19 protein-coding genes and 1 pseudogene are annotated in these 22,776 nt (G+C 45.5%); 11 read left to right on the top strand and 9 right to left on the bottom strand.

The features are described from left to right. Positions 1 to 18: 18 nt before the first annotated feature. From QUA54_RS11360 to QUA54_RS11350, 3 genes are all read left to right on the top strand, one after another. Complete coding sequence (locus QUA54_RS11360) at positions 19 to 1,284, top strand: NAD(P)/FAD-dependent oxidoreductase (protein WP_333414717.1); 1,266 nt, start codon at positions 19 to 21, stop codon at positions 1,282 to 1,284. A gap of 172 nt (positions 1,285 to 1,456) precedes the next feature. After that, entirely contained in the window at positions 1,457 to 2,128 is a 672-nt protein-coding gene (locus QUA54_RS11355) for a hypothetical protein (RefSeq protein WP_333414716.1), read from the top strand. Positions 2,129 to 2,190: 62 nt separating this feature from the next. Further along, complete coding sequence (locus QUA54_RS11350; RefSeq protein ID WP_333414715.1) at positions 2,191 to 2,964, top strand: class II aldolase/adducin family protein; 774 nt, start codon at positions 2,191 to 2,193, stop codon at positions 2,962 to 2,964. Between the two features lie 112 nt (positions 2,965 to 3,076). On the opposite strand, the gene QUA54_RS11345 is transcribed toward QUA54_RS11350, so the two are convergent. From QUA54_RS11345 to QUA54_RS11330, 4 genes are all read right to left on the bottom strand, one after another. Beyond that, positions 3,077 to 3,991 (bottom strand): Rpn family recombination-promoting nuclease/putative transposase, encoded by a 915-nt coding sequence (locus QUA54_RS11345; RefSeq protein WP_333414714.1) that lies wholly within the window; start codon positions 3,989 to 3,991, stop codon positions 3,077 to 3,079. A 37-nt stretch (positions 3,992 to 4,028) separates the two neighbouring features. Continuing rightward, positions 4,029 to 4,775, bottom strand: a complete 747-nt coding sequence (locus tag QUA54_RS11340; protein WP_333414713.1) for a HEAT repeat domain-containing protein — start codon at positions 4,773 to 4,775, stop codon at positions 4,029 to 4,031. Positions 4,776 to 5,017: 242 nt separating this feature from the next. Then, positions 5,018 to 5,554, bottom strand: a complete 537-nt coding sequence (locus QUA54_RS11335) for a GNAT family N-acetyltransferase (protein WP_333195772.1) — start codon at positions 5,552 to 5,554, stop codon at positions 5,018 to 5,020. Positions 5,555 to 5,558: 4 nt separating this feature from the next. Further along, a complete protein-coding gene (locus QUA54_RS11330) occupies positions 5,559 to 5,762 on the bottom strand; it encodes a hypothetical protein (protein WP_333414712.1) in 204 nt (67 codons plus the stop codon). Between the two features lie 135 nt (positions 5,763 to 5,897). Between QUA54_RS11330 and QUA54_RS11325 the strand changes: the two genes are divergently transcribed. Continuing rightward, positions 5,898 to 7,259: a calcium-binding protein gene (locus QUA54_RS11325; protein ID WP_333414711.1), complete on the top strand. Its 1,362-nt coding sequence runs from the start codon at positions 5,898 to 5,900 to the stop codon at positions 7,257 to 7,259. Between the two features lie 205 nt (positions 7,260 to 7,464). Continuing rightward, complete coding sequence (locus QUA54_RS11320; protein ID WP_333414710.1) at positions 7,465 to 8,823, top strand: calcium-binding protein; 1,359 nt, start codon at positions 7,465 to 7,467, stop codon at positions 8,821 to 8,823. Positions 8,824 to 9,039: 216 nt separating this feature from the next. Here the strand turns inward: QUA54_RS11320 and QUA54_RS11315 are convergent, their stop codons facing one another. Both QUA54_RS11315 and QUA54_RS11310 read right to left on the bottom strand, forming a co-directional pair. Continuing rightward, the gene (locus QUA54_RS11315; protein WP_333414709.1) at positions 9,040 to 10,404 is read right to left on the bottom strand and encodes an MFS transporter; all 1,365 of its coding nucleotides are present in this window, start codon (positions 10,402 to 10,404) and stop codon (positions 9,040 to 9,042) included. A gap of 134 nt (positions 10,405 to 10,538) precedes the next feature. Beyond that, entirely contained in the window at positions 10,539 to 12,602 is a 2,064-nt protein-coding gene (locus tag QUA54_RS11310) for an Eco57I restriction-modification methylase domain-containing protein (RefSeq protein ID WP_333414708.1), read from the bottom strand. Between the two features lie 219 nt (positions 12,603 to 12,821). Here QUA54_RS11310 and QUA54_RS11305 point away from each other — a divergent pair, with 219 nt between their 5' ends. From QUA54_RS11305 to QUA54_RS11290, 4 genes and pseudogenes are all read left to right on the top strand, one after another. Continuing rightward, positions 12,822 to 14,192 carry an AAA family ATPase gene (locus QUA54_RS11305; protein WP_333414707.1) on the top strand — a complete coding sequence of 457 codons (1,371 nt, stop codon included), beginning with the start codon at positions 12,822 to 12,824 and terminating at the stop codon, positions 14,190 to 14,192. After that, positions 14,185 to 14,967, top strand: a complete 783-nt coding sequence (locus tag QUA54_RS11300; RefSeq protein ID WP_333414706.1) for a hypothetical protein — start codon at positions 14,185 to 14,187, stop codon at positions 14,965 to 14,967. Before QUA54_RS11305 ends, QUA54_RS11300 begins: the two co-directional genes overlap by 8 nt. Positions 14,968 to 14,971: 4 nt before the next feature. Beyond that, positions 14,972 to 15,112: pseudogene (locus QUA54_RS11295) on the top strand (alpha-E domain-containing protein); the annotation flags it as partial. Positions 15,113 to 15,204: 92 nt separating this feature from the next. Further along, the gene (locus tag QUA54_RS11290) at positions 15,205 to 16,821 is read left to right on the top strand and encodes a family 10 glycosylhydrolase (protein ID WP_333414705.1); all 1,617 of its coding nucleotides are present in this window, start codon (positions 15,205 to 15,207) and stop codon (positions 16,819 to 16,821) included. 227 nt (positions 16,822 to 17,048) lie between these two features. On the opposite strand, the gene QUA54_RS11285 is transcribed toward QUA54_RS11290, so the two are convergent. From QUA54_RS11285 to dusB, 3 genes are all read right to left on the bottom strand, one after another. Then, a complete protein-coding gene (locus QUA54_RS11285) occupies positions 17,049 to 17,699 on the bottom strand; it encodes an NAD(P)H-dependent oxidoreductase (RefSeq protein WP_333414704.1) in 651 nt (216 codons plus the stop codon). Positions 17,700 to 17,859: 160 nt separating this feature from the next. Continuing rightward, positions 17,860 to 18,780: an ornithine carbamoyltransferase gene (argF, locus tag QUA54_RS11280; RefSeq protein ID WP_333195759.1), complete on the bottom strand. Its 921-nt coding sequence runs from the start codon at positions 18,778 to 18,780 to the stop codon at positions 17,860 to 17,862. A gap of 99 nt (positions 18,781 to 18,879) precedes the next feature. After that, positions 18,880 to 19,890, bottom strand: a complete 1,011-nt coding sequence (dusB, locus tag QUA54_RS11275; RefSeq protein WP_333414703.1) for a tRNA dihydrouridine synthase DusB — start codon at positions 19,888 to 19,890, stop codon at positions 18,880 to 18,882. Between the two features lie 463 nt (positions 19,891 to 20,353). Between dusB and QUA54_RS11270 the strand changes: the two genes are divergently transcribed. Next, positions 20,354 to 21,946, top strand: coding sequence for a glucose-6-phosphate isomerase (locus tag QUA54_RS11270; protein WP_333414702.1), 1,593 nt, complete (start codon positions 20,354 to 20,356; stop codon positions 21,944 to 21,946). 72 nt (positions 21,947 to 22,018) lie between these two features. Continuing rightward, positions 22,019 to 22,753, top strand: a complete 735-nt coding sequence (locus QUA54_RS11265) for a response regulator transcription factor (RefSeq protein ID WP_333414701.1) — start codon at positions 22,019 to 22,021, stop codon at positions 22,751 to 22,753. Positions 22,754 to 22,776: the final 23 nt, after the last annotated feature.

Genomic DNA, 22,776 nt, shown 5'->3' with positions numbered 1-22,776 from the left:
AAAAATTTGTCCGATCGAATGCTCAAAATTACAGTCATCGGCGGCGGTGCTGCTGGTTTTTTTAGTGCAATTACCTGTGCCAAAACCTACCCGCAGGCCCGCGTCACTTTATTAGAAGCTGGCCGGCAACTCCTGGCAAAAGTTCGCATCTCTGGCGGCGGACGCTGCAACGTCACTCACGCTTGTTTTGATCCTGGTGTTTTAGTGCAGAATTACCCCAGAGGAGGGAAAGCTCTGCGCGGTGCTTTTACTCGATTTCAACCCCGCGATACTGTAGAATGGTTTGCCGGTCACGGTGTGAAGTTGAAAACAGAAGAAGACGGGCGAATGTTTCCGATCACCGACGATTCGGAGACAATTGTTAACTGTTTGATCCGGGCTGCTGAGGATGCAGGCGTAAAAATTCGCACCGGCGATGCAGTAGTTTCAGTAAAGAAATTAACAGGGAATACCGCAGAGGGTGAACACGGGGATACCCTTCCTAGGTTTGAAATTGAGTTGAAATCCGGGGAGAAATTGAAGTGCGATCGCATTCTTCTCGCTACAGGCAGCAATCCATCGGGTTATAAGTGGGCAAAAGAGTTAGGAAATACTGTAGAACTGCCCGTTCCTTCTCTATTTACTTTTAATATTTCCGACAGCAGAATCAAAGATTTAGCCGGAATTTCTGTTCCTAATGCTAAGGTGAAATTGCCGGGAGCTAAATTAGAACAAAGCGGGCCTTTGCTAATTACTCACTGGGGTTTAAGCGGGCCTGCTGTACTCAAACTTTCGGCTTGGGGTGCGAGATTTTTGCACGATCGCCATTATAAAACATCTGTGCTGATTAATTGGCTTCCCCAGTACAATGCGGAAGTTTTGCGGCAGCAACTGCTAGCAGTTAAGTCGCAGTTGTCGCACCGATTGATTGTTTCTAGTTGTCCGTTTCCGGTGCCGCGCCGCCTCTGGGAACGCTTGACAAGTTCGATCGGCATTGATGAGCAAAAACGCTGGGCAGACTTATCTAACAAAACCCTCGATCGCCTCCTGCAAGAACTCGTTCAAGGGGAATATCAGGTTGCCGGAAAAGGCGCATTTAAAGAAGAATTCGTCACCTGCGGCGGTGTCAACCTCAAAGAAGTCGATTTTAAGACAATGGAAAGCCGGCGCTGTAGGGGACTTTTCTTTGCCGGCGAAATCTTGGATATCGACGGTGTGACGGGCGGTTTCAACTTCCAAAGTGCTTGGACTACGGCGTGGTTGGCCGGGAACGCGATCGGCAAACCATCCGATTTGAGATTTTAGATTTTAGATTGGGGAATATTTGCTGTGTAAAGGTTTAGGAGTTGCGATCGCGCGATCGGCTTGCCTGTATTAAATTTTGTGTTATTTTTGAATTAAGGCGCACTAAATGTGCGTTAACTTCGGCTTGCAGACAAAATTCGCAGTTTTGCGGAGTTAACATCGGGGAAGACAGATGAAAAACTTGAATCTACAAACCCTAAAGTTCGATCGCAACCTTGACAGCCATCTTGACTCACCTTTCATCGAAAAAAATGGCTTGCTGGAATTCAACCCCAAATTTATCACTCCCGAATATTTAACAGCCTGGACGTTTGAAACGCACCTGTACGGCGAACAAGTTGCGATCGACCACTTTGTCATCACATTTCCCACCCGAACCGAACTCGAAAACTACGCCGCATCTTTCCGCCCCTTCGGCGCCAAAACAGTCGAAGGCCCGGACTTATTCCCGATCAACTTTTGTTCGGAAAACATTAACGTTCCCTCCGATTTGTGGCTGCATTTAATGACCTTATTAATGCCAGCGGGCGGCTTAGTAGTATTAGATGCGCCCCACGCAGCCGGCGACCAAAAAAACCGCTTTCAGCAAGAAAGAGGATTAGCAGCAGTTCACCACGTTGCGATTCGAGTCGAAAACGTGCAGAATGCTGCTACAATATGGCAAAATAAAAACTTCAAACCCCTGTCCGATCGACCCTTAGATTACGGCTCATTAACCCAGTGGTTTCTGCAAAACCCCGCCGGACAAATTATCGAATTAATCGAGCGCCACCCCGGGAACAACGCCACTTTTGACTGCCAAAATATATCAGGTTTGCGCCTCAGTGAAGTCGCCAGTCAGTAGGACAGGCAAGATGCCTGCCCCACAATTAACAATTACCCATTTCCCATGACAAAATAAAATATATGGTCGCATTAAAAATCCCCAAAGTTACAATTCAACCCCCGGCATTCAACTCAATTGAAGAAGAACGCCGCCACCGCAAACAGCGTTTAGCGGCCGCACTTCGATTATTTGCCCGCTTCGGATTCAGCGAAGGAATTGCCGGACACATCACCGTCCGCGACCCCGAACACCTAGACCATTTCTGGGTCAATTCTTTTGGAATGCACTTTAGTTTAATTCGAGTCAGCGACCTAATTTTAGTCAACCACAAAGGCGAAGTTGTTGAAGGAAATAAACCCGTAAACGAAGCAGCTTTTGCCATTCATTCCCAAGTGCACAGCGCCCGCCCCGACGTAATCGCAGCAGCGCACGCTCATTCTCCCTACGGCAAAAGTTGGTCGAGTTTGGGCCGCCTGCTTGACCCGCTGACGCAAGATGCTTGTTCTTTTTATGAAGACCAAGCTTTATTTGACGATTACACCGGAGTTGTTTTGGAAATCGAAGAAGCTAAACGCATCGCCAAAACTTTAGGTGAGAAAAAAGCCCTTATCTTACAAAATCACGGACTCTTAACAGTAGGTCAAACAGTAGATGAAGCAGCTTGGTGGTTTATTGCAATGGAACGTTCTTGTCAAGCGCAGTTAATGGCCGAAGCTGCGGGAAAACCAATTCTCATCAAGCCAGAATGTGCGAGTTTGACACAGCAGCAAGTAGGGTCTCACCGCATGGGATGGTTTAGCTTTCAACCGCTTTATGACATGATTGTGCGCCGGGAACCCGACTTATTAGATTAGAAAATCGGCGGTTGAAACCGCTACTAAACAAACTCTCGTCCGCCTGCGCCGACTAAATAATAAACGGGGTATTAAAGCCGGATTTAGTATCAGGAGCGCAAAAGTTATAAATTCATGCTGAAGCCGATTCCAACCAAGCTATTAAATCCTCTTGACTGGTAAAATCTAACAAGATTTCACCTAAATCCTCTAATTGTTCGAGAGATAACTGCCGAATGCGAGTTTTAGTTTCTGGTGGGATTTCGCCAGTGCGCCGCGCGACTTGACGCAAGATTAATGCTGTTTGCCCCTCAATTATGCCTTCTTGGCGACCTTCTTGTATCCCCTTAATAACAGCACCGCGTTGGTCTTCAAAAAACATTTCCCGCTTTTCTAATTCCTCTAATTCCTTAAGGGTTAAATTACTTCGGCTGGCGATGGAAAAAGCTGTTTGAATTTCGGGCATTGATGCAAATTTTTCCGGAATTTCATCGAATAGGGGAGCATTTTTTATAAAATAAATCCAGCTTTGAATTAGGTTTTCGACTTGTTCCAGTTCTTTGTTAAACTTGGGCAGTTCGACAAATACTAATTCGATTTCTCTGTTATAATACTCGAAGTTTTCTTGGAGTTCTTTAAATACAAAATGGGTGAGAAATTTTTCTGTATTTTCAAACAGAATAAAATCTGTAATTGTTAAAGCAATCAGAGGATTTAATTTAGAGTATCCTTCCCGGGGCCTGAGTTGAGTTGCGTAGGTTTTGGCGGCATTATACACTACCCGTTTAGTAAAAGCTTCTACATTTATTACCTGCATTTCAATAATCACAGTTTTGTTGCCTGTAATTTTGGCTTTAACATCCAGGTAAGTGTCTTTTAATCCAGTAACGCTCGGCGCGGCGTAAGGGTCAATAATTTCTAAGTCTTCAATGGTTGGCTGTGCGTCATAGAGCATAGCATTGAGGAAGCTAATCAAAATGTCTTTGCTCTGGGGGGAACCAAATATTTTTTTGAAACCAAAATCTGTTTTAGCACTAATGAAAGGCATAATTAGTAATGGGTAATTGGTAATGGGGGCGTTTAAATCACAAAAGTCCTTCCATTTCTAAATCTTCAATAATCTGCAATCCGCGCGGGTCGCCAACTCGCAAAAGTGAAGATTTAGCATCTTCCCGCACGCCCATATCTTCATCTTCTTCTAAAGCTTCTATCAAACCGTCGATCGCCCCAGCGTACACTATATTATTCGGCAATTCGCGAGCCAGTTGCCCGATCGCCCAAGCGCAGTTGCTCCGCACAGCAGATACAGAATCTCCCCGCAGCGCTTCAATCAACGGCGGAATCGCAGCAATCACCACATAGTAACCAACTTTTGCCATTTGACCCAGAGAACTCGCCGCCCACAAACGCACCGCCGAAATATCAGTTTTCAGAGCATCAATTAAAGATGGCAAAGCGCGGTGGTCGCTGCAATTTCCCAGGGCCCAAACTACCCCTTTGCGAACGTAACCGTTCCAGTCGCGGTTGAGCTGCAGAATCAGCGGTTCCACAGCATCGGGACTCGGATTTCGCCCCAACGCATAAGCCGCGCTTACCCGCACCAAGGGGCAACCGTCTCTCAACAAATTAATTAAATGCGAAATTGCTCGATCGTCCTGCAGTTCGCAAAAAGCCCGCGCCGCCATCATCCGGTGCTGAGGTTGCGAGGATTCCAGCAAAGGCAGCATTTCCTCGGGATCTGGCAGCGGGGGTTCGGATTCGTCAAATTGATCCAAAGGGCTTTCCAGTTCCGTGTCAGTATCAAGGGCGTTGGAGTAGTCGTTATTGTGCATAAAAAAACTTTACCGCACTGAGGATGCTCCTCAGCAACTCAGACAACGGTCAACAGCAACTAGGATAATACCAATAAAAGTATTCCGAGGGAGGACTGAAGTCCTCATGTGGTTCATAGTGAGGACTTCAGTCCTCTATAAAGTTCGTAGTCAAGACTTAAGTCCCCATAAATTCACAAAGGTTTCAGCTTCTTTCTGTATTAGGACTCTTCGTCCTTACTACAAACAGTACCTTTTATTTTTCAAAGAGACTTGAGCATTGAGAGGGAATGACTTTGATAGCCTAATTTTTGATAGAGATTCAGAGCAGGTTGATTGCTCAGAAAAACTTGCAAACCAATTTGTCGATCGCCTCTTTCCCGCGCCCAATTTTCAGCATGAATAACTAAAGCTGCACCGACTCCTAAACGGCGATGTTCCGGTGCTACGTACAGCAAAAAAATGTGAGCGTAACGTTCTCCGGTGGTTTGGTCGATCGCATTTCCCAACCACAAACATCCGATAACTGATGTCAGATTTTGGACTTGAGATTGAGGATTGAGATACTGCGAGGGAAGCGCCGGCAAAATTTCTGCCTCTTCCTGGCTGTTTTTCTGGCACTCTACCCACCAAACCGGCGTCTGGTTAGAAAAATACTGCTCGACAGTTTGAGCCAAATGTCCCAATTCCCCATCCGGGTAAAGCTCTCGGTAAGTCCGGTGCATAAACTTTACCAGTTTTGCCCGATCGAGTCCAGATCCTGAGCGGAGCTCGTAGCCCGGTATTAGTTGAGCAGACATCAGCTCACCGGACACGCAAAGCGGAATAATTTAGCCCCAAGAAAATTGGATTCACTACTGCCGCTTGCTTTTGGGGGATCGCTTCCTCAATCGGTGCCGGGGCAGCCATGTCAGCCGGCAAAAAGATGCGAGCACTGACTGCTACCAGAGCCGCCAAAAATACTAATATCGCTATAAATGGAGCAATGTATTGACGAATGATAGCCATAACCGCAAAAACTTGATTCTTGAGTTGATATTATCAAGTATACCATACAAATCTTGTCAGCTATAATGGCTGCCATTGGACACTTAGCTCAAGCTTGAGCGATCGCAAATACCAACAAACACAAAATATAATATTATGAGTGCCTCGCCTGCTGTTTATGAAGCTCTGGCTAAGTCAATTGTTTTTTTAAATCAAAAACCGAACGCGCAAAATGAAGTTTCGCGTTTCCTAGATACTAATGGCTACTATATAGATCGCATATTCGACGACCGAGAAACTGGCTTTTATGCGATCGGCTTCGGTTCATCCAATCCCGAAAACCCGCCAGCCCTGGTATTTAAAGGTACAGATTTCATCGACGGCGACGCTATATTTTCCGACTCCCGAGACATTGGTTTACCTGAATTTGAAAAGAACAAAGATAGTATCAAAAACTGGCTCACAGAAATAGGTCAAAATACTGCTAAAAACCCCAGCAAGTTATTGCCAGATGTCATCGGTCACAGTTGGGGCGGAGCTGTCGCTCAAATTGTAGCGACCGAATACACATCTATTACCGGCGATATCTTTACTTTCAACTCTCCCGGAGTGTCAGCGAGTACATTCAACGCTTTTCGGAGAAATCTCAGCAGGGCAGGCAACAAAAATGTCACCCACTACATTGTCAGTGGAGATTTCGTCACCTTGTTTGGCGAAGCATTTATTCCGGGGAAAGTATTTATCCAAAGTTTTACAGACCCGAGTATTAATCCCTTAACTGTTTTGGCAAAACATCGAAGTGAAAATTTGTTAACTACTCCGCCAGCGGGTTTTTTGCAGAGGCAAATTTCCGTAGAACAATTAAACAGTCCCGATTTTGCTTATAACAACGACTCAGATTTTAACGAGTTTATCGCTGCGATGAATTTGGCCCTGCCCAATGTGTCAGTAGCCATCAGAACCCGATCGGGTGCAGAGAGTTTGAGAACAGCACCAGAATTTTCTTTTGTGCAGTTAGTCAGACAAATGCAATACGGTTTAGCTCCCTTGCAACCGAATTATTTATCAGGGGACGATCGCAACAATACAGCTACCGGCGGCGCTGGAGAGGATACTATTATCGGCAACCGCGGTAACGATACTCTCAGAGGCAATCGAGGTAATGACAGCATCACCGGTGGTGATGGCGACGACTTCTTGTACGGCGGCAGAGATAATGATTATTTCGAAGGTGGCAACGGAAACGATTTGATTTCCGGCGAGTTTGGCAACGATTTTTTAATTGGCGGTGCGGGGCGCGATCGCTTTGTATTGGAATCCGGCGGCGGAGCAGATGTGATTGTAGATTTTCAAGATAGTCAAGATGTAATTGCACTGTCGCGGGGTCTAACTTTTCCTCAAATTAGAGTAACCGAAGGTGGTGACGGAGCTTTAATTACTATCCCGGTTACTGGGGAAATTCTTGCTACTCTTAGAGGCGTAGTTGCCAGCGATCTTACGCGGGTAGATTTTGTATAGCTTTTGTGCGAGAAAAATTTGTAGTTTGGGTGGCACGCAAGCGGGGCGAGTTATTGTTTTTTGTAACAAAAAATCTCTGCTAAATATTCTCCTACAAAGCCACGCAATATGACTAATTAATATTGTTAATAAACGGAGTTTACAGTAAACTTAATTAAGTAGCTTAAACACTAATTCCCAATCTAACGACAGGAAATAAAAAAATATGCCCTCCTCCCCCGCCACTTACGAAACTATAGCCAAGCAACTTGCTTACATAGATAACAGCTCCGAGTTTCAAACTTTAGTTCAAACTGGTTTGAGCGGTGCTGGCTACCAAATCGATCGCACGTTTGACGATCCCACGACTGGATTTCACGCGATCGGCTTAATTTCCACCACCCCAGACAAACCGCCTGTTTTGGTATTTCGTGGCACCGACTCGCTCATAGACGATATTGCCAACGCAGACCCGCGCGGCACCGGTTTTAACCAATTTGAAGCCAACAAACAAGCATTAGGAAATTGGTTGACAGAAATCAGTCAAGATACAGCCAAAAACCCCAGCCGCTTGCCACCAGACCTTCTCGGACACAGCTTAGGCGGCGCCATAACGCAACTAGCCGCCACCGAATTTACCTCTACTATCGGAGATGTTGTCACCTTCAATTCTCCCGGAGTCGATCAGAACACCGTCAATACATTTAAGCAGAAAGCCGGGGCAGGAAAGAATGTAACTCACTACATAGTTAGCGGCGATTTTGTTAGTTTGGGAGGAGAAGCTTTTCTCCCCGGAAAAGTAATTCTTCAAACATTTACTAACCCGATTATCAACCCGCTACTTGTCTTGGACAAGCACACCCAAAACGGTTTGTTAACTGCTCCTCCTCCCGGCTTAACTCAGGCCGAAATCTCTGTAGACCAGTTGAACCGCCCTGATTTCACTTTCACAGATTCCGATTATTTAGAGCTGTTAGCTGGCTTAGACTTTGCACTGCCCGCCTTGGCAACATCGCTGGAATCGCGCAGCAGTTTAGAACAATTAAGAACCGCTCCGGGAAGCTCCTTTTTAGCAAACGTTTTGGCAATGCAAACGGCTCTGGCTCCATCCCAAATTAATAATTTAGTAGGCGACGATGCCAACAATACAGCCTCAGGTTTTGCAGGGGACGATATTATCATTGGTAATGGGGGAAACGACACTCTCACGGGCAGCAAAGACAACGATATTATCAGCGGTGGCGTCGGCAACGACCAGCTATTCGGTGGCAAAGGGGATGACAATTTGAGCGGTGGAGAAGGAAACGATACGCTGATTGGAGGAAAGGGTGCGGATCTCTTAATTAGTGGCGCTGGACGCGACGTATTGGTGTTAGGAGTAGGCGCCGGTACAGATACATTTATAGACTTTCAAAAGGGTGAAGATTTAATCGGTTTGAGCGGAGGTTTGACGTTCAACCAACTGAAAGTTACTCCAGGCGATTTTATAACGACGATTGAAGTGGCCAGTAACGGCGAAGTTCTTGCCAGTATTACTGGCATTCCAAGTAGTCCGCTAACAGCTAGTGATTTTATTGCGATTTAGTTGGCGGCTGGCAATAAAGATATTCGGTAGGGACACAACAATGTTGTGTCCTTATTTTATCTTCTGAACGCAAGCACACAGAATTTATACTAATTCGACGATTAAAAACATCAATATTCCTGCAGGGGCGGGTTCACCGACATCTCAAAAAAGTAGTGCAGACATTAGTAAACCCGCCCCGCCCGGATCTGATAATTATAGCGATCGGACTTGAGATTAATCGAAATCGTCCAGTCCAGGCCGTGGCATAGCTGCTAATTTTTTCTCATCTTCTAGGGGCAGGAAGAAAATCGTCAGCATACCGGGAATCACAGCCAGCGCGCTCATCAAGAAATAATTTTGATAGCCGAGATTCGCCTGCAAGTAGCCGCTAAAAACGCCCGGAATCAGCACTCCTGCGGCCATAAAAGCCGTTGTAATTGCATAGTGAGATGCTTCGTATTCAGGGCGGACAGTCCGCATCAAGAACACTGTATAGGCAGCTACGCCAAGTCCGTAAGTAAATTGCTCGATCGAGTTTACAGCATAAGCCCATTCAATCCCAGGTTGATTGATTGCCAACAGCCAATACAGCACGTTAGTTGAATTTTGCAGAATTGCCGTCGGCCACATCCATTTTTTCAATCCTTGTTTGGCAATCAAATAGCCGCCCAGCAACCCTCCTATTAACAGAAATATTACCCCGATCGTACCCGATAACAGACCCATGTCCGATGTAGAAACTGCTAATCCTCCTTTCTCCACCTTATCCATTAAAAATGGCGGAGCCATTTTAAACGTCAAGGCATCCCCTAACCTAAAAATTAAGACATAAGTAACAATCCAACCAATTTTATCTTGCTGAAAATAAGTTTTAAATGCTTCGATAAAGCTGGTTGTTTGTTGGGGGGTGTCGGATTCCAGATCGTAATTTCGAGGATAGGGAAGATACCACCGCTGAAAGAGATATATCAGCACAAACATAATCGCACAAATGCCAAAGGCTGTCGCCCATCCGTAGTTCAGCGCAGACACGCTAAAATCAGAACCAAAAAGTGACAGCGGAATGTCTTGATATATTTTGGTGTCGCCTGTATTTCCGGTGATTAAATGCTGTTCGGCTAGTTTCCCGGCTAAGAACACCAATACACCGCTACCGGCAATGACAGCACCTCTATAAGCCGTGTTGCGAACCCCGACAAACAAGGCTTGCTGGTCTTTATTGAGAGTGTTTAAATAAAATCCGTCAATGGCGATGTCGTGAGTAGCTGATACAAATGCGATCGCCGTAAAGATAACAAGCGATATAATAATCGGTGCCGGCGTCAATACACCAAAAGCTAGGAAAGCAAACAGAAAAGCACAAATGATTTCGGTTGTTAAAATCCACTTGCGTTTAGTTGAATACAAATCAACTACCGGGCCCCACAAACCTTTTAAAACCCAAGGAAAAGACAACAGACTTGTCAATCCGATCAATTCGTTGCTGGTTCCCAAACCTTTCAAAAAAATCACCGACATTAAATTAACGACGGTGTAAGGGAGACCTTGAGCGAAGTATAATACTGATACCCACAATCCAGCGTTATGCTTTTTTTCCATTGCAGAGATATTTTACCTAGTTACTTATTTGATTTACTGAGTGCGATCGACAATTCCGGTCAATTCAACCCCTGGCATCACAGTATATGCCATTCCGATGCCAGCGGCTGCCATATAAATAGTGTATTTTAGCATCATTCTGGCTCACAAATATTTTCATTTTTGGAAGAAGCCTGCAAAAATTTTTCTGTTTTAAAATGAACCAGGTAAGCCCGAACATTCTTATTCCAGTCAGAAGAGTCATAAGTTTGCAGCAGTTCCAAAGCACTTTCTTCTATCTGATATGCAGTTTTTGGACTGTTCACCGGACGTTCAGGAGTGTCGGGATTAACAACAATTAAACCTGCATCGAGAAACTGATGCACCGTTTGGCTGCGCACAGTTTCCCGCGTATTTGGCGCATACTTTTTACCGTATTGCTGCTCCATAAATTCCATAATTGGTGTGATTTCCCGAAGTGGAGATTTTGCCAATTCCCAAGCATCCTTTGGCTTGAGGTCAAGCAAAGCCAGAAGGGTTAAGGCGGAACGTTCGTTAAGCTGACCTTTTGGCAAACCGAGCGCTGCAAGTATTTCTAGAGATTCATCAATACGGTTCTTAATTGTCATCGGACTATTTTCTAACGGATTCGTCGCGTTCAGCACTTTTCTTTCGACAAGTTTATCGAGCTCCCGCTGTGTAGGAAATATTTCTCCAATTTCACTACCAAGTAAAAGTAATTGCTCAAGATTAGGATACTTCAAATTGCGTAAATCCGTAGCATTAACTTGAGTGTGTCCGTTGAACAGTCGGAAAAACGCATCTACCAAGCTCGAATTTAGATAAACGGCCAATCCGCGCGCCAGGGTGAGGTCTAATCCGCGTCCCTGTTGGTGAAAGTAATTCAAATGGTTCTCAAAACCAACGCTAGAACTATTAATTTTATTTGCATCCCAGACAACTGCAACAATTCGCTTTTTCTCTTCCTTTGAGGAGAAGCGCTTGCTCAACACATAATGTTCGTTAGGTACGAGGAGTGCAGCAGTTTTTTCCGTGACAGCTAAAGCTTGATGCTTTCTCGTTGCGGTGGGATATTCAACACCGCCAGCCGAGAAGTGTGCGGGATAAATCAGCGGAACTGTACCGTTTTCAGGTTTTAGGCGCAAGTCAGAGCGAACACGAAAATCTACAACTTTTCCGGTAGAAACTCTTAAGCCTAATTCCTCTAGGCTGCAAGTAAATTGAGCTATTTGCTCGACTACTTTCTGGCTGACAGAATCCGGTAAAATCCGAATAAATTGCTCGGAATCTTTGGGATTAATTAGGGCGGTATAGGGCAGTTGGTGAGACAAAACCAGGTCGTCGCCTACGCTGCTGCTTGAGGTAATTAGTACAGTATCTGGCTGTTCTATTTGTTTGGTGGCGCGCACAATAATAGTTTCTTGCAGCACTGCATCATCGCGAAATGGCAACTGTCGGGATTCAAAGATGTGTACTTGGCGTAAAGCCATCATTTGAAGGAATACTTTGCGGAAATCTCGAAAGTATAAACCGTTGCAAAAGCTGCGGGGAGTAATCGACACTAATTCACCGTTTGGTTTGAGCAGGTGAGCGGCAGCAACTGTGAAGCCAGCGTAGAGATTGCTGGTTTCTAGTCCTATAAAACGCAGCAAGGTTCGGGCTTGGGATTTAGCGTCTATCTTGGCATAGGGAGGATTGATAATTGCATGGGTAAATTCCCGTTTTACTGGCTGTGTAAATAGATTTGGCTGCAACATATCGGCGCTGTCTTGAATAAAATCAATTTCGCGAACCTCACAGGTGAAAGATATCCCAAAACGCTGACATTCTATACTGCATAATTCTAAAGTTTGCTTCAGGTATTGTATCAAAATAAGGTCAATTTCATAAGCTGTAACGTGAAGGCTGTGCGGTTTGTTTGGGCGCTGGCAAAGTTCGCAAACAACTGCTGCTAACAGCGAACCAATTCCTGCACCGGCATCTAAAAGCGATATATCGGGACAGTTAAATTCAAACATTCCCGCCATCAAACTTGCGACTGAGGAAGGTGTTAAAAATTGTCCCTTTTCTCCTCTCTGGCTTTGCTGCAACTTTCGGGTTGCTTCTTGGCGCCAGCCATCTACTCGATCGAGTAAATTGCTTGCTGTTGAGTAGCTGTTACCCGGAAGGGCTAGCGTTTGAAAGTGCGGTACTATCATTTGTTCAAAAAGTGCGTTAGCGAAGCCCTCGAAGAGGATCGCCAGTTCAGTGTATTGTCGCCCAAAATTGCACCGATGTGCAAAAATGTCAAGCGCACTCGAAAATATATAACTTATCCAAAAGTATGTTGACTGTTCGTATAGCTATATCGGGAGGTAGCTAACGATGACACAAACTCAAACCAAGCGTTATGATTTTACTTAAGTATCTAGGTCTAAATGATGACAACTATCAACTGGAATGTAGTTTTAGATAGTATTTCAGAGAATGCAGAAGAGCCAGAAGTCGAAGATCGATTTGTCAAACGCCTTCTAAATGCACTTGGCTTCAGCTCTGATGAGTGGGTACAACAGTTTAAAACAGGGAGAGGGCCTGCTGATTTTGCTGCTCGCAAGAATCACGATGATGAGAAATTTTCAGTGGCTAAGATTAACCCATACTTAATCATTGAAGTTAAAGGGAGAGTATCAGGAAATGCCATCATTAACTTAGCCGAAGGTACTCCCGCGTACAAAAAAGCTAAAGAACAGATAACAGGTTATCTTCTTGCTCCTAAGTGCCAAACATCTCAATGGGGTATGATCACTAACTCAACAGATATCCAGCTATTCCGCAAACATGGTAAAATCGTATTGCCTGCTACTGACTGCATGAGGATAACCAAAGATAATATCATTGAAATTATTACTAAAATTAAGAACTTGCTGGAAAACACACCCAAAGCTTTAACAATTTGCATCTATAATGATAAGGGAGGTGTGGGAAAAACTACAACGACAATCAACTTGGCTGCGATTCTTCGACAACAGCACAAAAAAGTGCTTGTTGTTGACTTCGATCCACAACAAGGAGATTTAACCGATTCATTAGGCTTACAGGAGGGAAAAGTCAAATTATCTGATTGCCTGGTTGATGAAGCATTGAATGTTAAAGAAACTCTTCAAGCATTTAATCTGAAGGATAAAGCAGGTCTATTAGTTAAGGTATTTGATGTCATCCCATCTGATTCAGGATTATCGAAGTTCATGGCTTATGATTATGAAGCACAAATTGAGAAAGGTTCAGCAAGGCTGCGAGATTTGCTTGAGATTTTTGTTCGTAATTATGATTACATCTTAATTGATGCACCTACGAACTGGACTTTTTTTAGTAAAAGCTGTGTGATAGCTTCCGATGTAATCCTCATGCCAACAGAACACAATAACTTTTCATCTTTAAAAAATGCTGCTAAAGTGATTAAAGTATTCTTACCTGAAGTTAAGAAGCTTAGGCAGGACGGTGGCCCTATTGCCTTGCCGATATTTTTCAATAAACATAAAGAAAGCGAGGCTTCAATCAAAAGAGCAAATGCAGAAATTAAAGCAATTCTTACACTGAAGAAAGGAGATAATTATATTCTCGATTCTAATTTGTTACCCTATTATTGGCCTAAATCTATAAAAACGGTGATTGACACAACTATATTCAGTGTTCCAGAATATGAAGTTGTTTCAAGTGCAGCTTTTTCTCGAAAACCAGCGGTTTTTCAACACAAAAAAGCCGCTGAATATTACTTAAAATTAGCGAAGGAGTATTTTTTGTATGAGTAATTCTGAGAACATCGGTAAGTTAATGCACTTGAAGTTATCTAAAATTGAGTCAGCCGAACTCTGCTCTGAGTCAGAGTTTATCATTGCCGGAGCCGCCGAAGCCGTCTTGCAAGCAGGTAATCGCAATTGGATTCCGATTATCGTTAAAGAAACAGGCGACTATCAGTATCAAGTTGTGAGCAATCACTTTGTCTATGCTGTAGCTCAACAAGCCAAGTTAGATTTAGTATGGTGTATTGTCATTGACCCAAAACCATCAAATATTGAACAAGCGAAGATTTTAGCGCGAGAAGCAAATCCCCAAGTCAATCTGAGTACAGCATCAAAAGATACTATTATAGCTGTATTTAAATACTTAGTTAAAGAGCATAATTGGAAGAATGTAAAACCCGTTGAAACGGCAAATAAAATTGTAGATTCTAACCGTGAGCAATGGTCAGATTTCAACCCCCTGACTAAGTTACAATGTGGTTTGACTAAGGCGAGATTAGATGTGATTGGTAAAGTATTTTCTATATCACCGCCACCGCCACTGCCGCCACCGCCTGAAGCAGTTAGTGTGAAACGTGCATCAAGAGATGAGATTTTCGAGCGTCTCAATTACTTATACACTAATAAAATAGGAGGATTTGAAAATATTGATGCCGAAAAAACAGCCGATGCTATCTTCACCGCGAATAAAGGCAAGTGGAAAACCCTCAGTCCAATTTCCAAACTTGAATGCGGCATTGATACAGCCAAAATGAAAATCATTAAAACCCTATTTAGCCTGTAAGACTATGTTAAGTGGTGTAGCGGATTCAATTTACTGGCTCAACCGCTATATTGAAAGATCGGAAAATATCGCCCATTTTGCCGAGGTCAATTTTAATCTCATTCTCGACTCTCCCAGCGGTATTACTCAACTATTTACCGATCTGCCCACTTAATGTACCATTGTGCGAAAATATCAAGCGGACGCTCAAACCAAAAGTCCGTAAAGGACTGTTAAACGCTCTCTCACACATTTCTGATGCGAAATACCAAAACATTCTTTTTGTCAAGCTGGTTCCTGATAGGCTTAACAATTAGTTTTCTGCTGACTCCTGGTTGGTTATCAAACTGGTTCCCGAACCGCGCGATCGCACTTATGCCTCCGCAAACCCAAACCGCCGAATTTCGCGCATTCTGGGTGGACGCCTTCAACCCTGGCTTCAAAACCCCTCAAGAAGTCACAAAATTGATCGCAGACGCGCAGCGGGCAAATGCCAACGCGATCGTCGCCCAAGTCCGCCGCCGTGGCGATGCTTTTTACACGAGTGCGATCGAACCCCGCACCCTCGATCCCAACGTTCCAGCGGGTTTCGATCCACTGCAAGATGTGATTGACAAAGCCCACGCCGCAGGCATTGAAGTACACGCTTGGATGGTGACGCTGCCAGTGGTTTCGGGCACCAAACTTCCCGCCGGTCACGTTTGGCAACAACACGGGCCTTCGGCCCCGGGCAGCGACAATTGGGCAATGCTGACTTACGGTGGGGAAGCCCAAGGCTATCTCGATCCCGGCCATCCAGACGCCGTAGATTATACTGTTTCCGTCTATTTGGACTTGCTGAAGCGCTACGATGTGGACGGCGTACAGTTGGATTACGTGCGCTACGGCGGGCCGACTTGGGGCTACAATCCGACTGCGATCGCCCGTTTCAATCAGCAAACAGGTCGATCGGGCAAACCCGCACCCACCGATCCCGCGTGGATGCAGTGGCGGCGCGAACAGGTGACAAATTTAGTGCGGAAGCTTTATGTAGAAAGCCTTGCGATTAAACCGCGCGTTAAAATTACTGCCGCCACGATCGCCTGGGGAGACGGCCCAACAAACGATGCAGGGTGGTATCAAACGCAGCCTTACAAAGAAGTATTGCAAGATTGGCGCGCTTGGCTGGAAGAAGGGATCGTAGACATGGCGATGCCGATGACTTACCAGCGCGAGTACAAACGATCGCAAAAACTCGCTTATGACCACTGGATCGAGTTCGCCAAAGACCACCAGTACAACCGCCAAATTGCGATCGGCCCCGGCAATTACCTCAACTACATTGAAGACACCCTAGCGCAGGTTCGCCGCGCCGAAGATCCCTCTGCAAAAGGAAATCACGTAGCCGGTACGGTGCTGTATTCCTACGCTAGCAGCAACGTGTACACGAATGTGGAACTGCGATCGGGCGGTAGCGGTGATTTGCCCCGCCAGCCTTGGAAATACGTTCCCCAAAGCAACGATTTGTTTTACACCGCGCTTTCGCAGCCGAGTCAATACGTTGATGCTGCGACGGGCAAAACCTATGAAACTCAGCCTGTGTGGGCGACAGCAGCAGCGGTTCCCGATATGCCTTGGAAGTCGCGGCCGACTGCAGGTGCGATCGCCGGAAATTTGCACCGCTGCGATCGAACTTGCGACGGTGCTAACTTGACATTGCAGTCGATCGATGCCGCTGGCAAAGTGCGTCAACTGCGGGCGGATGGTAAAGGATGGTTTGGGGCGATCGAGCTTTCTCCGGGAACTTATCAGTTGAAAGTTGATGGAAGTCAAATTCAACAAACTGTTAATGTTGTCGCAGGTGAAGTCACAAAAGTGAATTTCGGAGCCTCTTAATATCTTTTTAGGGTGCACCGAGGGCACTATTGCGATCGACTTACAGCGTATCCCGGGTTTATAGAACCCATTTAGGATCTTTTTGTTGTCTCACAAGCCTTTGAGGTATCTAGGTTGTATCTGGTTTGATGCCTGTTAGCTTAAAGTCCTGACTCTGGTATTAAATCCTCTGGTAAAACGATCCCCTCAAAACCATATAGTTCGCTCAAGAAGATACCAAATGGGTTCTATAAAGTTTCTAAGATTTCTGACTTAGGGAATCTTACTTTTGCGAGTGAAGCATACTTATCTGCTTCAGAGCGATAGCCAGCCGCACAAGCTACGACGGTAGTAAAGCCTTTTGCAGAAAGACCCAACAAACGATCGTAATTGACAGGTTCAATTCCTTCCATTGGACAGGTGTCAACACCAAGCAATGCAGCACTGGTCATAAAGTTGCCCAGTGCAATATAAGTTTGGCGCGTTGACCAGTCATTGATATTAAAACTGCGGCCACCATCAACCAAGTCACTGACGATTAGACTCCGATATCCTGCCATTGCCTCTACAGTCCCGCCCCGCAGCTCGACAGTGCGAGCCATAAAGCGATCGACATCCTCGGCAGTGAGATTCTTTTTAATCGCGAACACGACATAATGAGAGCAATCAGTAACCTGTGACTGATTCCAGGAGAGGGGCTTGAGCTGTTCTCTAAGTTCCGAGCTGGTAATAATCAGAAATTTCCAAGGTTGAAGCCCATAAGAAGATGGTGTTAACACTAACGCATCTTCTAAAGCTGTCCAGATTTCTGGAGCAATTGTTTTGGCTGGATCGAACTGTTTGGTGGCATATCGCCATTTGAGATTTTCGAGTAAGTCTGTCGTACTGATGTGATTCATTTCTTTTACTTAAGAGATTGCAATTAATCATGGTTGAAACGGATAATTACAGGCTGGTTGCAAATAATCCTGGTTCAAACGAAATGATAACGGAAGCGGTCAGCAAAAAGTAGCGAGCAGGTCGATTTGATCCCCCGACAGACTAATCTTTTGCTAATTCCTAATCGCTTTCCAGAATGCTTGCGAGCAAAGCTTGCTGAGCGTGCATCCGATTTTCTGCCTGATCCCAAACGCGCGATTGACTGCCTTCAATCACTGCATCGGTAATCTCTTCATCCCGGTGTGCGGGCAAACAGTGCAATACAATTGCATTCTTATCTGCTAACTTCAGCAATTGTTCATTTACCTGATAGGGTTCAAACAAAGGAATCCTGATTTTTGCTTCCTCTTCCTGTCCCATACTCGCCCAAACATCAGTATAAATCACTTGAGCATTTTTAGCAGCAGCTTCTGCATCAGCAGTCACAGTAACTTCTGTTTTTCCCTGAGCAATTCCCTTAGCTTTTTCCACAATCTCAATATTCGGGGAGAAATCTTCAGGACAAGCAATTCTGACATTTATCCCGGTCATTGCACAGCCCAACATCAGCGAATTTGCCATGTTGTTACCGTCGCCAAAATAAGTCAAAGTCACCCCTTCCAACTTGCCAAAACACTCTTTTACTGTCAGTAAATCCGCCAGCACTTGGCATGGGTGTTCGTCATCTGTCAGTGCATTTATCACAGGAATTTTCGCATAGTTAGCAAAAGTTGCTAAATCTTTTTGCTCGAAAGTCCTAATCGCCAAAATGTCTAAATATCTGTCTAAAACCCTGGCTGTATCTACCAAAGGTTCGCCGCGGCTGACTTGTGTAACGTTGGGATTGAGGTCAATCACTTGCCCTCCCAATTTATACATTGCCACCGTAAAACTTACCCGCGTTCGCGTTGAAGCTTTGGAAAATAACAAGCCGAGAACTTTATTGCGTTTCAGCTTGACCATTCCCGATTTTAAACTGGCTGCTAGATCCAGCAAATAATTTAATTCGTCAATGCTTAAATCTGCCAGACTTAATAAATCTCGGCCTTTTAAGGAATCCATGCTTTCCCCCACACACAAATTTTTAACTGTGTCTTAAATCTTAGCCCGCAGAGGTGAATTTTGTTTCTGTAACCCCTAGTTGACATCTGCGGGTAAGGTTTATGCGGGCAATTGCTCGATCGCGCGATCGATCGAATCGCAACCTTGTTCAACGGTTTCTACCACAGCCAACACGCCCCGCAATTCCCCAGCGCCGGGGAAACCCTTAGCATACCAGGTTAAGTGCTTGCGCGCTTGGCAGACACCGCTTTCACCTTTATATTCCCACAAAGCCCGCAAATGTTCTTTAGCACATTCGAGACGTTCAATTGGTGTCGGAGGTATCTTTTCCACACCAGTTTTCAAGAAATAATCAACTTCTCCCACCAAAAAAGGATAGCCCAAAGTTCCCCGCGAACACATCACTCCATCTGCGCCGGTTTCTTCCAGACATCGCATCGCTGCTTCCACTGAAAAAATATCCCCGTTAGCAATAACTGGAATCGATAAAACTTCTTTGACTCGGCGAATCCACTCCCATTTTGCCGGGCCGGTGTAGCCTTGCGATCGAGTGCGGCCGTGTACGGTAATCATTTTTGCTCCCGCATCTTCCATCCGCTTCGCAAATTCCAAAATATTAATTTCTTTGTCAGTCCAACCAATCCTAGTTTTAACCGTGACAGGAACATCTACCGCTTCCACAACTGCCCGCACAATTGCCTCGGCCGTTTCCGGGTCTCGCAGCAGGGAAGATCCGCCGCCGTTTTTAGTAATTTTGTTAACCGGACAGCCCATATTAATATCAACAGTATCCGCTCCTTCTGCCACTGCTTTCTGCGCCGCTTCTGCCAAGAAATCCGGCCGGCAGTCAAACAATTGAATGCTAATCGGGCGCTCGTTCGGGTCAACTTCCATAATTCTCGGCAGTTGCTTCACGTAGTGCAAACCCGTAGCGTTCACCATTTCCGTGTACATCATCGAATCCGGCGCGTAGCGGCGCACCAGGCGGCGAAATACCAAATCGGTAACGCCGGATAAGGGCGATTGCAGGACGCGACTTTTAACTTCAAAATCGCCGATTTTGAGCGGAGTTGCTAACCTTTCTTTTAATTCGGGAGATAGAGCAAGCATAGTCGATCGCACTTAAATTCTAATATCTGTATATTATACTACACTTCTGATTGTTAACAGTTGTTAACTATATTTTTAGCCGATGATTGAGTGACACCTAAAAGTATATTTAACCTGACCGCAATGCTTATTTTACAGAGCCCGATCGCCCGAATTTGAATATTGTTAAACCAGGGCCCAAAGCCCAACCCCGACTACACTTAAATCTCTGTGTTGCTTCGATCTATCTATGGGGTGTTGCCATTAATGGGCGATCTACCTACAAAGAGTGTTGTGCAACTCATATTTTTCTTGTTTAGTTCTGCCGAATGCTCTGACTGCCTTCTGTTCCGGCTGCCTTCAGACCATTAATGCTTAAATTTATTGGGATTCTGCAAAAGCCGTACATCAGATCGTTTTAAACTACAATTGGTGGATTCCTGACGACGCCGATCGAACATTAAAAAAATTGTAGAGAATTCCTATGGACGCCGCAGCACTCTGGCAACGCTATCAAGACTGGCTTTACTATAACGAGGGATTGGGACTTTACCTCGATATCAGCCGCATGGGATTCGACGACGCTTTCGCAGCAGCACTGAAGCCCAAATTTGACAAAGCTTTCAAAGACATGGCAGCTTTGGAAGCAGGTGCGATCGCCAATCCCGACGAAAACCGCATGGTGGGCCATTACTGGCTGCGAAACCCCGATTTAGCTCCCACTCCAGAATTAAAACAAGAAATAGTCGAAGGCATAGCACAAGTTGAACGATTTGTCAAGGAAGTTCAAAACCGCGATATTAAACCGCCCTTTGCTCCGCAATTTACCGACATAATTTCGATCGGCATCGGCGGTTCGGCCCTAGGCCCCCAATTTGTCGCCGAAGCTTTATCCCCAGACATTCCGCCCCTAGCAATTCATTTTATTGACAACACAGATCCGGCTGGGATCGATCGAGTCCTCAACAAAATTAAAGACAAACTCGCCAGTACCCTAGTAATTACTATCTCCAAATCCGGCGGCACCCCCGAACCCCGCAACGGCATGATTGAAGTTCAAAAAGCCTTCGCCGCTCAAAAACTCGACTTCGCCAAACAGGCAGTTGCCATCACTGGAACAGACAGCAAACTAGACAAATTAGCCAAATCCGAAGGCTGGATTGCCAGCTTCCCGATGGCCGACTGGGTGGGAGGACGCACTTCGGAACTCTCAGCAGTAGGACTTTTGCCAGCAGCTTTGCAAGGCATCGACATCCAAGCCATGCTCGACGGCGCTAAAGTTATGGACGAAGCTACCAGAATTCCCGACATTAAAAATAATCCCGCCGCCCTTTTAGCCATGAGTTGGTATTTTGCCTGCAACGGACGGGGCGAAAAAGATATGGTAGTTTTGCCGTATAAAGATTCACTACTATTGTTCAGCCGCTACTTGCAGCAATTAGTCATGGAATCGATCGGCAAACAGGAAGATTTAGACGGCAACACAGTTCATCAAGGAATCGCAGTTTACGGCAACAAAGGCAGCACCGACCAACACGCCTACGTCCAGCAACTGCGAGACGGCGTGCCGAATTTCTTCCTAACATTTATCGAAGTGTTGGAAGACAGGCAAGGCATTTCCCCTGAAGTAGAAACCGGCGTCACATCCGGAGATTATTTGTCTGGTTTGTTGCAGGGAACTAGACAAGCCTTGTACGAAAATCACCGAGATTCCATTACGGTCACAATTCCCCAAGTCAACCCTCGGACAGTAGGAGCATTAATCGCCCTCTACGAAAGAGCCGTAGGTTTTTACGGTTCCTTGGTGAATGTCAATGCCTATCACCAACCGGGTGTCGAAGCAGGCAAAAAAGCGGCCGCTGCTGTATTGGACTTGCAGCAACGGGTACTGCAAGTGATCAAAGACGCCCAAAAACCTCTGTCTGTCGCAGAAATAGCCAAAAAAGCAGGAAAGCCAGAGCAAATCGAGACAATTTACAAAACTCTGCGGCATTTGGCAGCCAACGGGCGCGGCGTAGCTTTGGAGGGAACATTAGCGCAACCTGCTACTTTAACAGCAAGTTATAAACAGAATTAAACAGTAGAATTAAAAATTAAAAGTGAAATTAGTCACTTTTAATTTTTAAGGTTTAATTTTTAAATTCCCCTCATGCCCTTGACGATTCTGGTTGCTGACGACGATTTCGCGACTCGCTTGTCGATTACCGATTATCTGGAAATTACCGGATACTCTGTAATCCCTGCTGAGAACGGCAAAGAAGCTTTAGGCTTGGTAGATGAATTTCAGCCCCACTTGATTGTTACGGACATTACAATGCCCGAGATGGATGGCTACGAATTCGTGCGGCGAGTTCGGACTCGTCCCGCTTTCCGCTTGCTGCCGGTGATTTTTTTGACGGAACGCACGAGCACGCAGGAACGGATTCGCGGCTATCAGATGGGGTGCGACAATTATCTGGCTAAGCCTTTTGAACTCCAAGAATTGGGGGCGGTAATTCGCTCTTTGCTCGATCGCTACGCTCTAATCGCTCAGGCCCCCTCTCGTTCCCCGGAACCCGAAACGACGCCAACAGAGGCGCGCAGCAGAGCCAATGGCAAGCCAGAAGCGGATTTTTTAACTCAAAAGTCAAATACAGGCGATTCCCTACGGGATAGCTCCGCTTCACGGGCATCTCCCAGCCAAAATGCTCCGACTTTGACGCAGCGAGAGCGACAAGTGCTAGATTTGCTGACAGAAGGTCTTTCTAATATTCAAATAGGCTCCCGACTCAACCTCAGCCCTCGAACTGTCGAAAAGCACGTCAGCAGCTTGTTCAGAAAAACTGACAGCAACAACCGAGCAGAACTCGTTCGCTTTGCGATGGAACACCATTTAGTCAGATAACCGCCAACGCTCGCTCGCCCAAT

This window comes from Microcoleus sp. MOSTC5, from assembly GCF_036701825.1.
GTDB lineage: Bacteria > Cyanobacteriota > Cyanobacteriia > Cyanobacteriales > Microcoleaceae > Microcoleus > Microcoleus asticus.
This window is presented reverse-complemented; position numbering and strand designations above follow the sequence as displayed.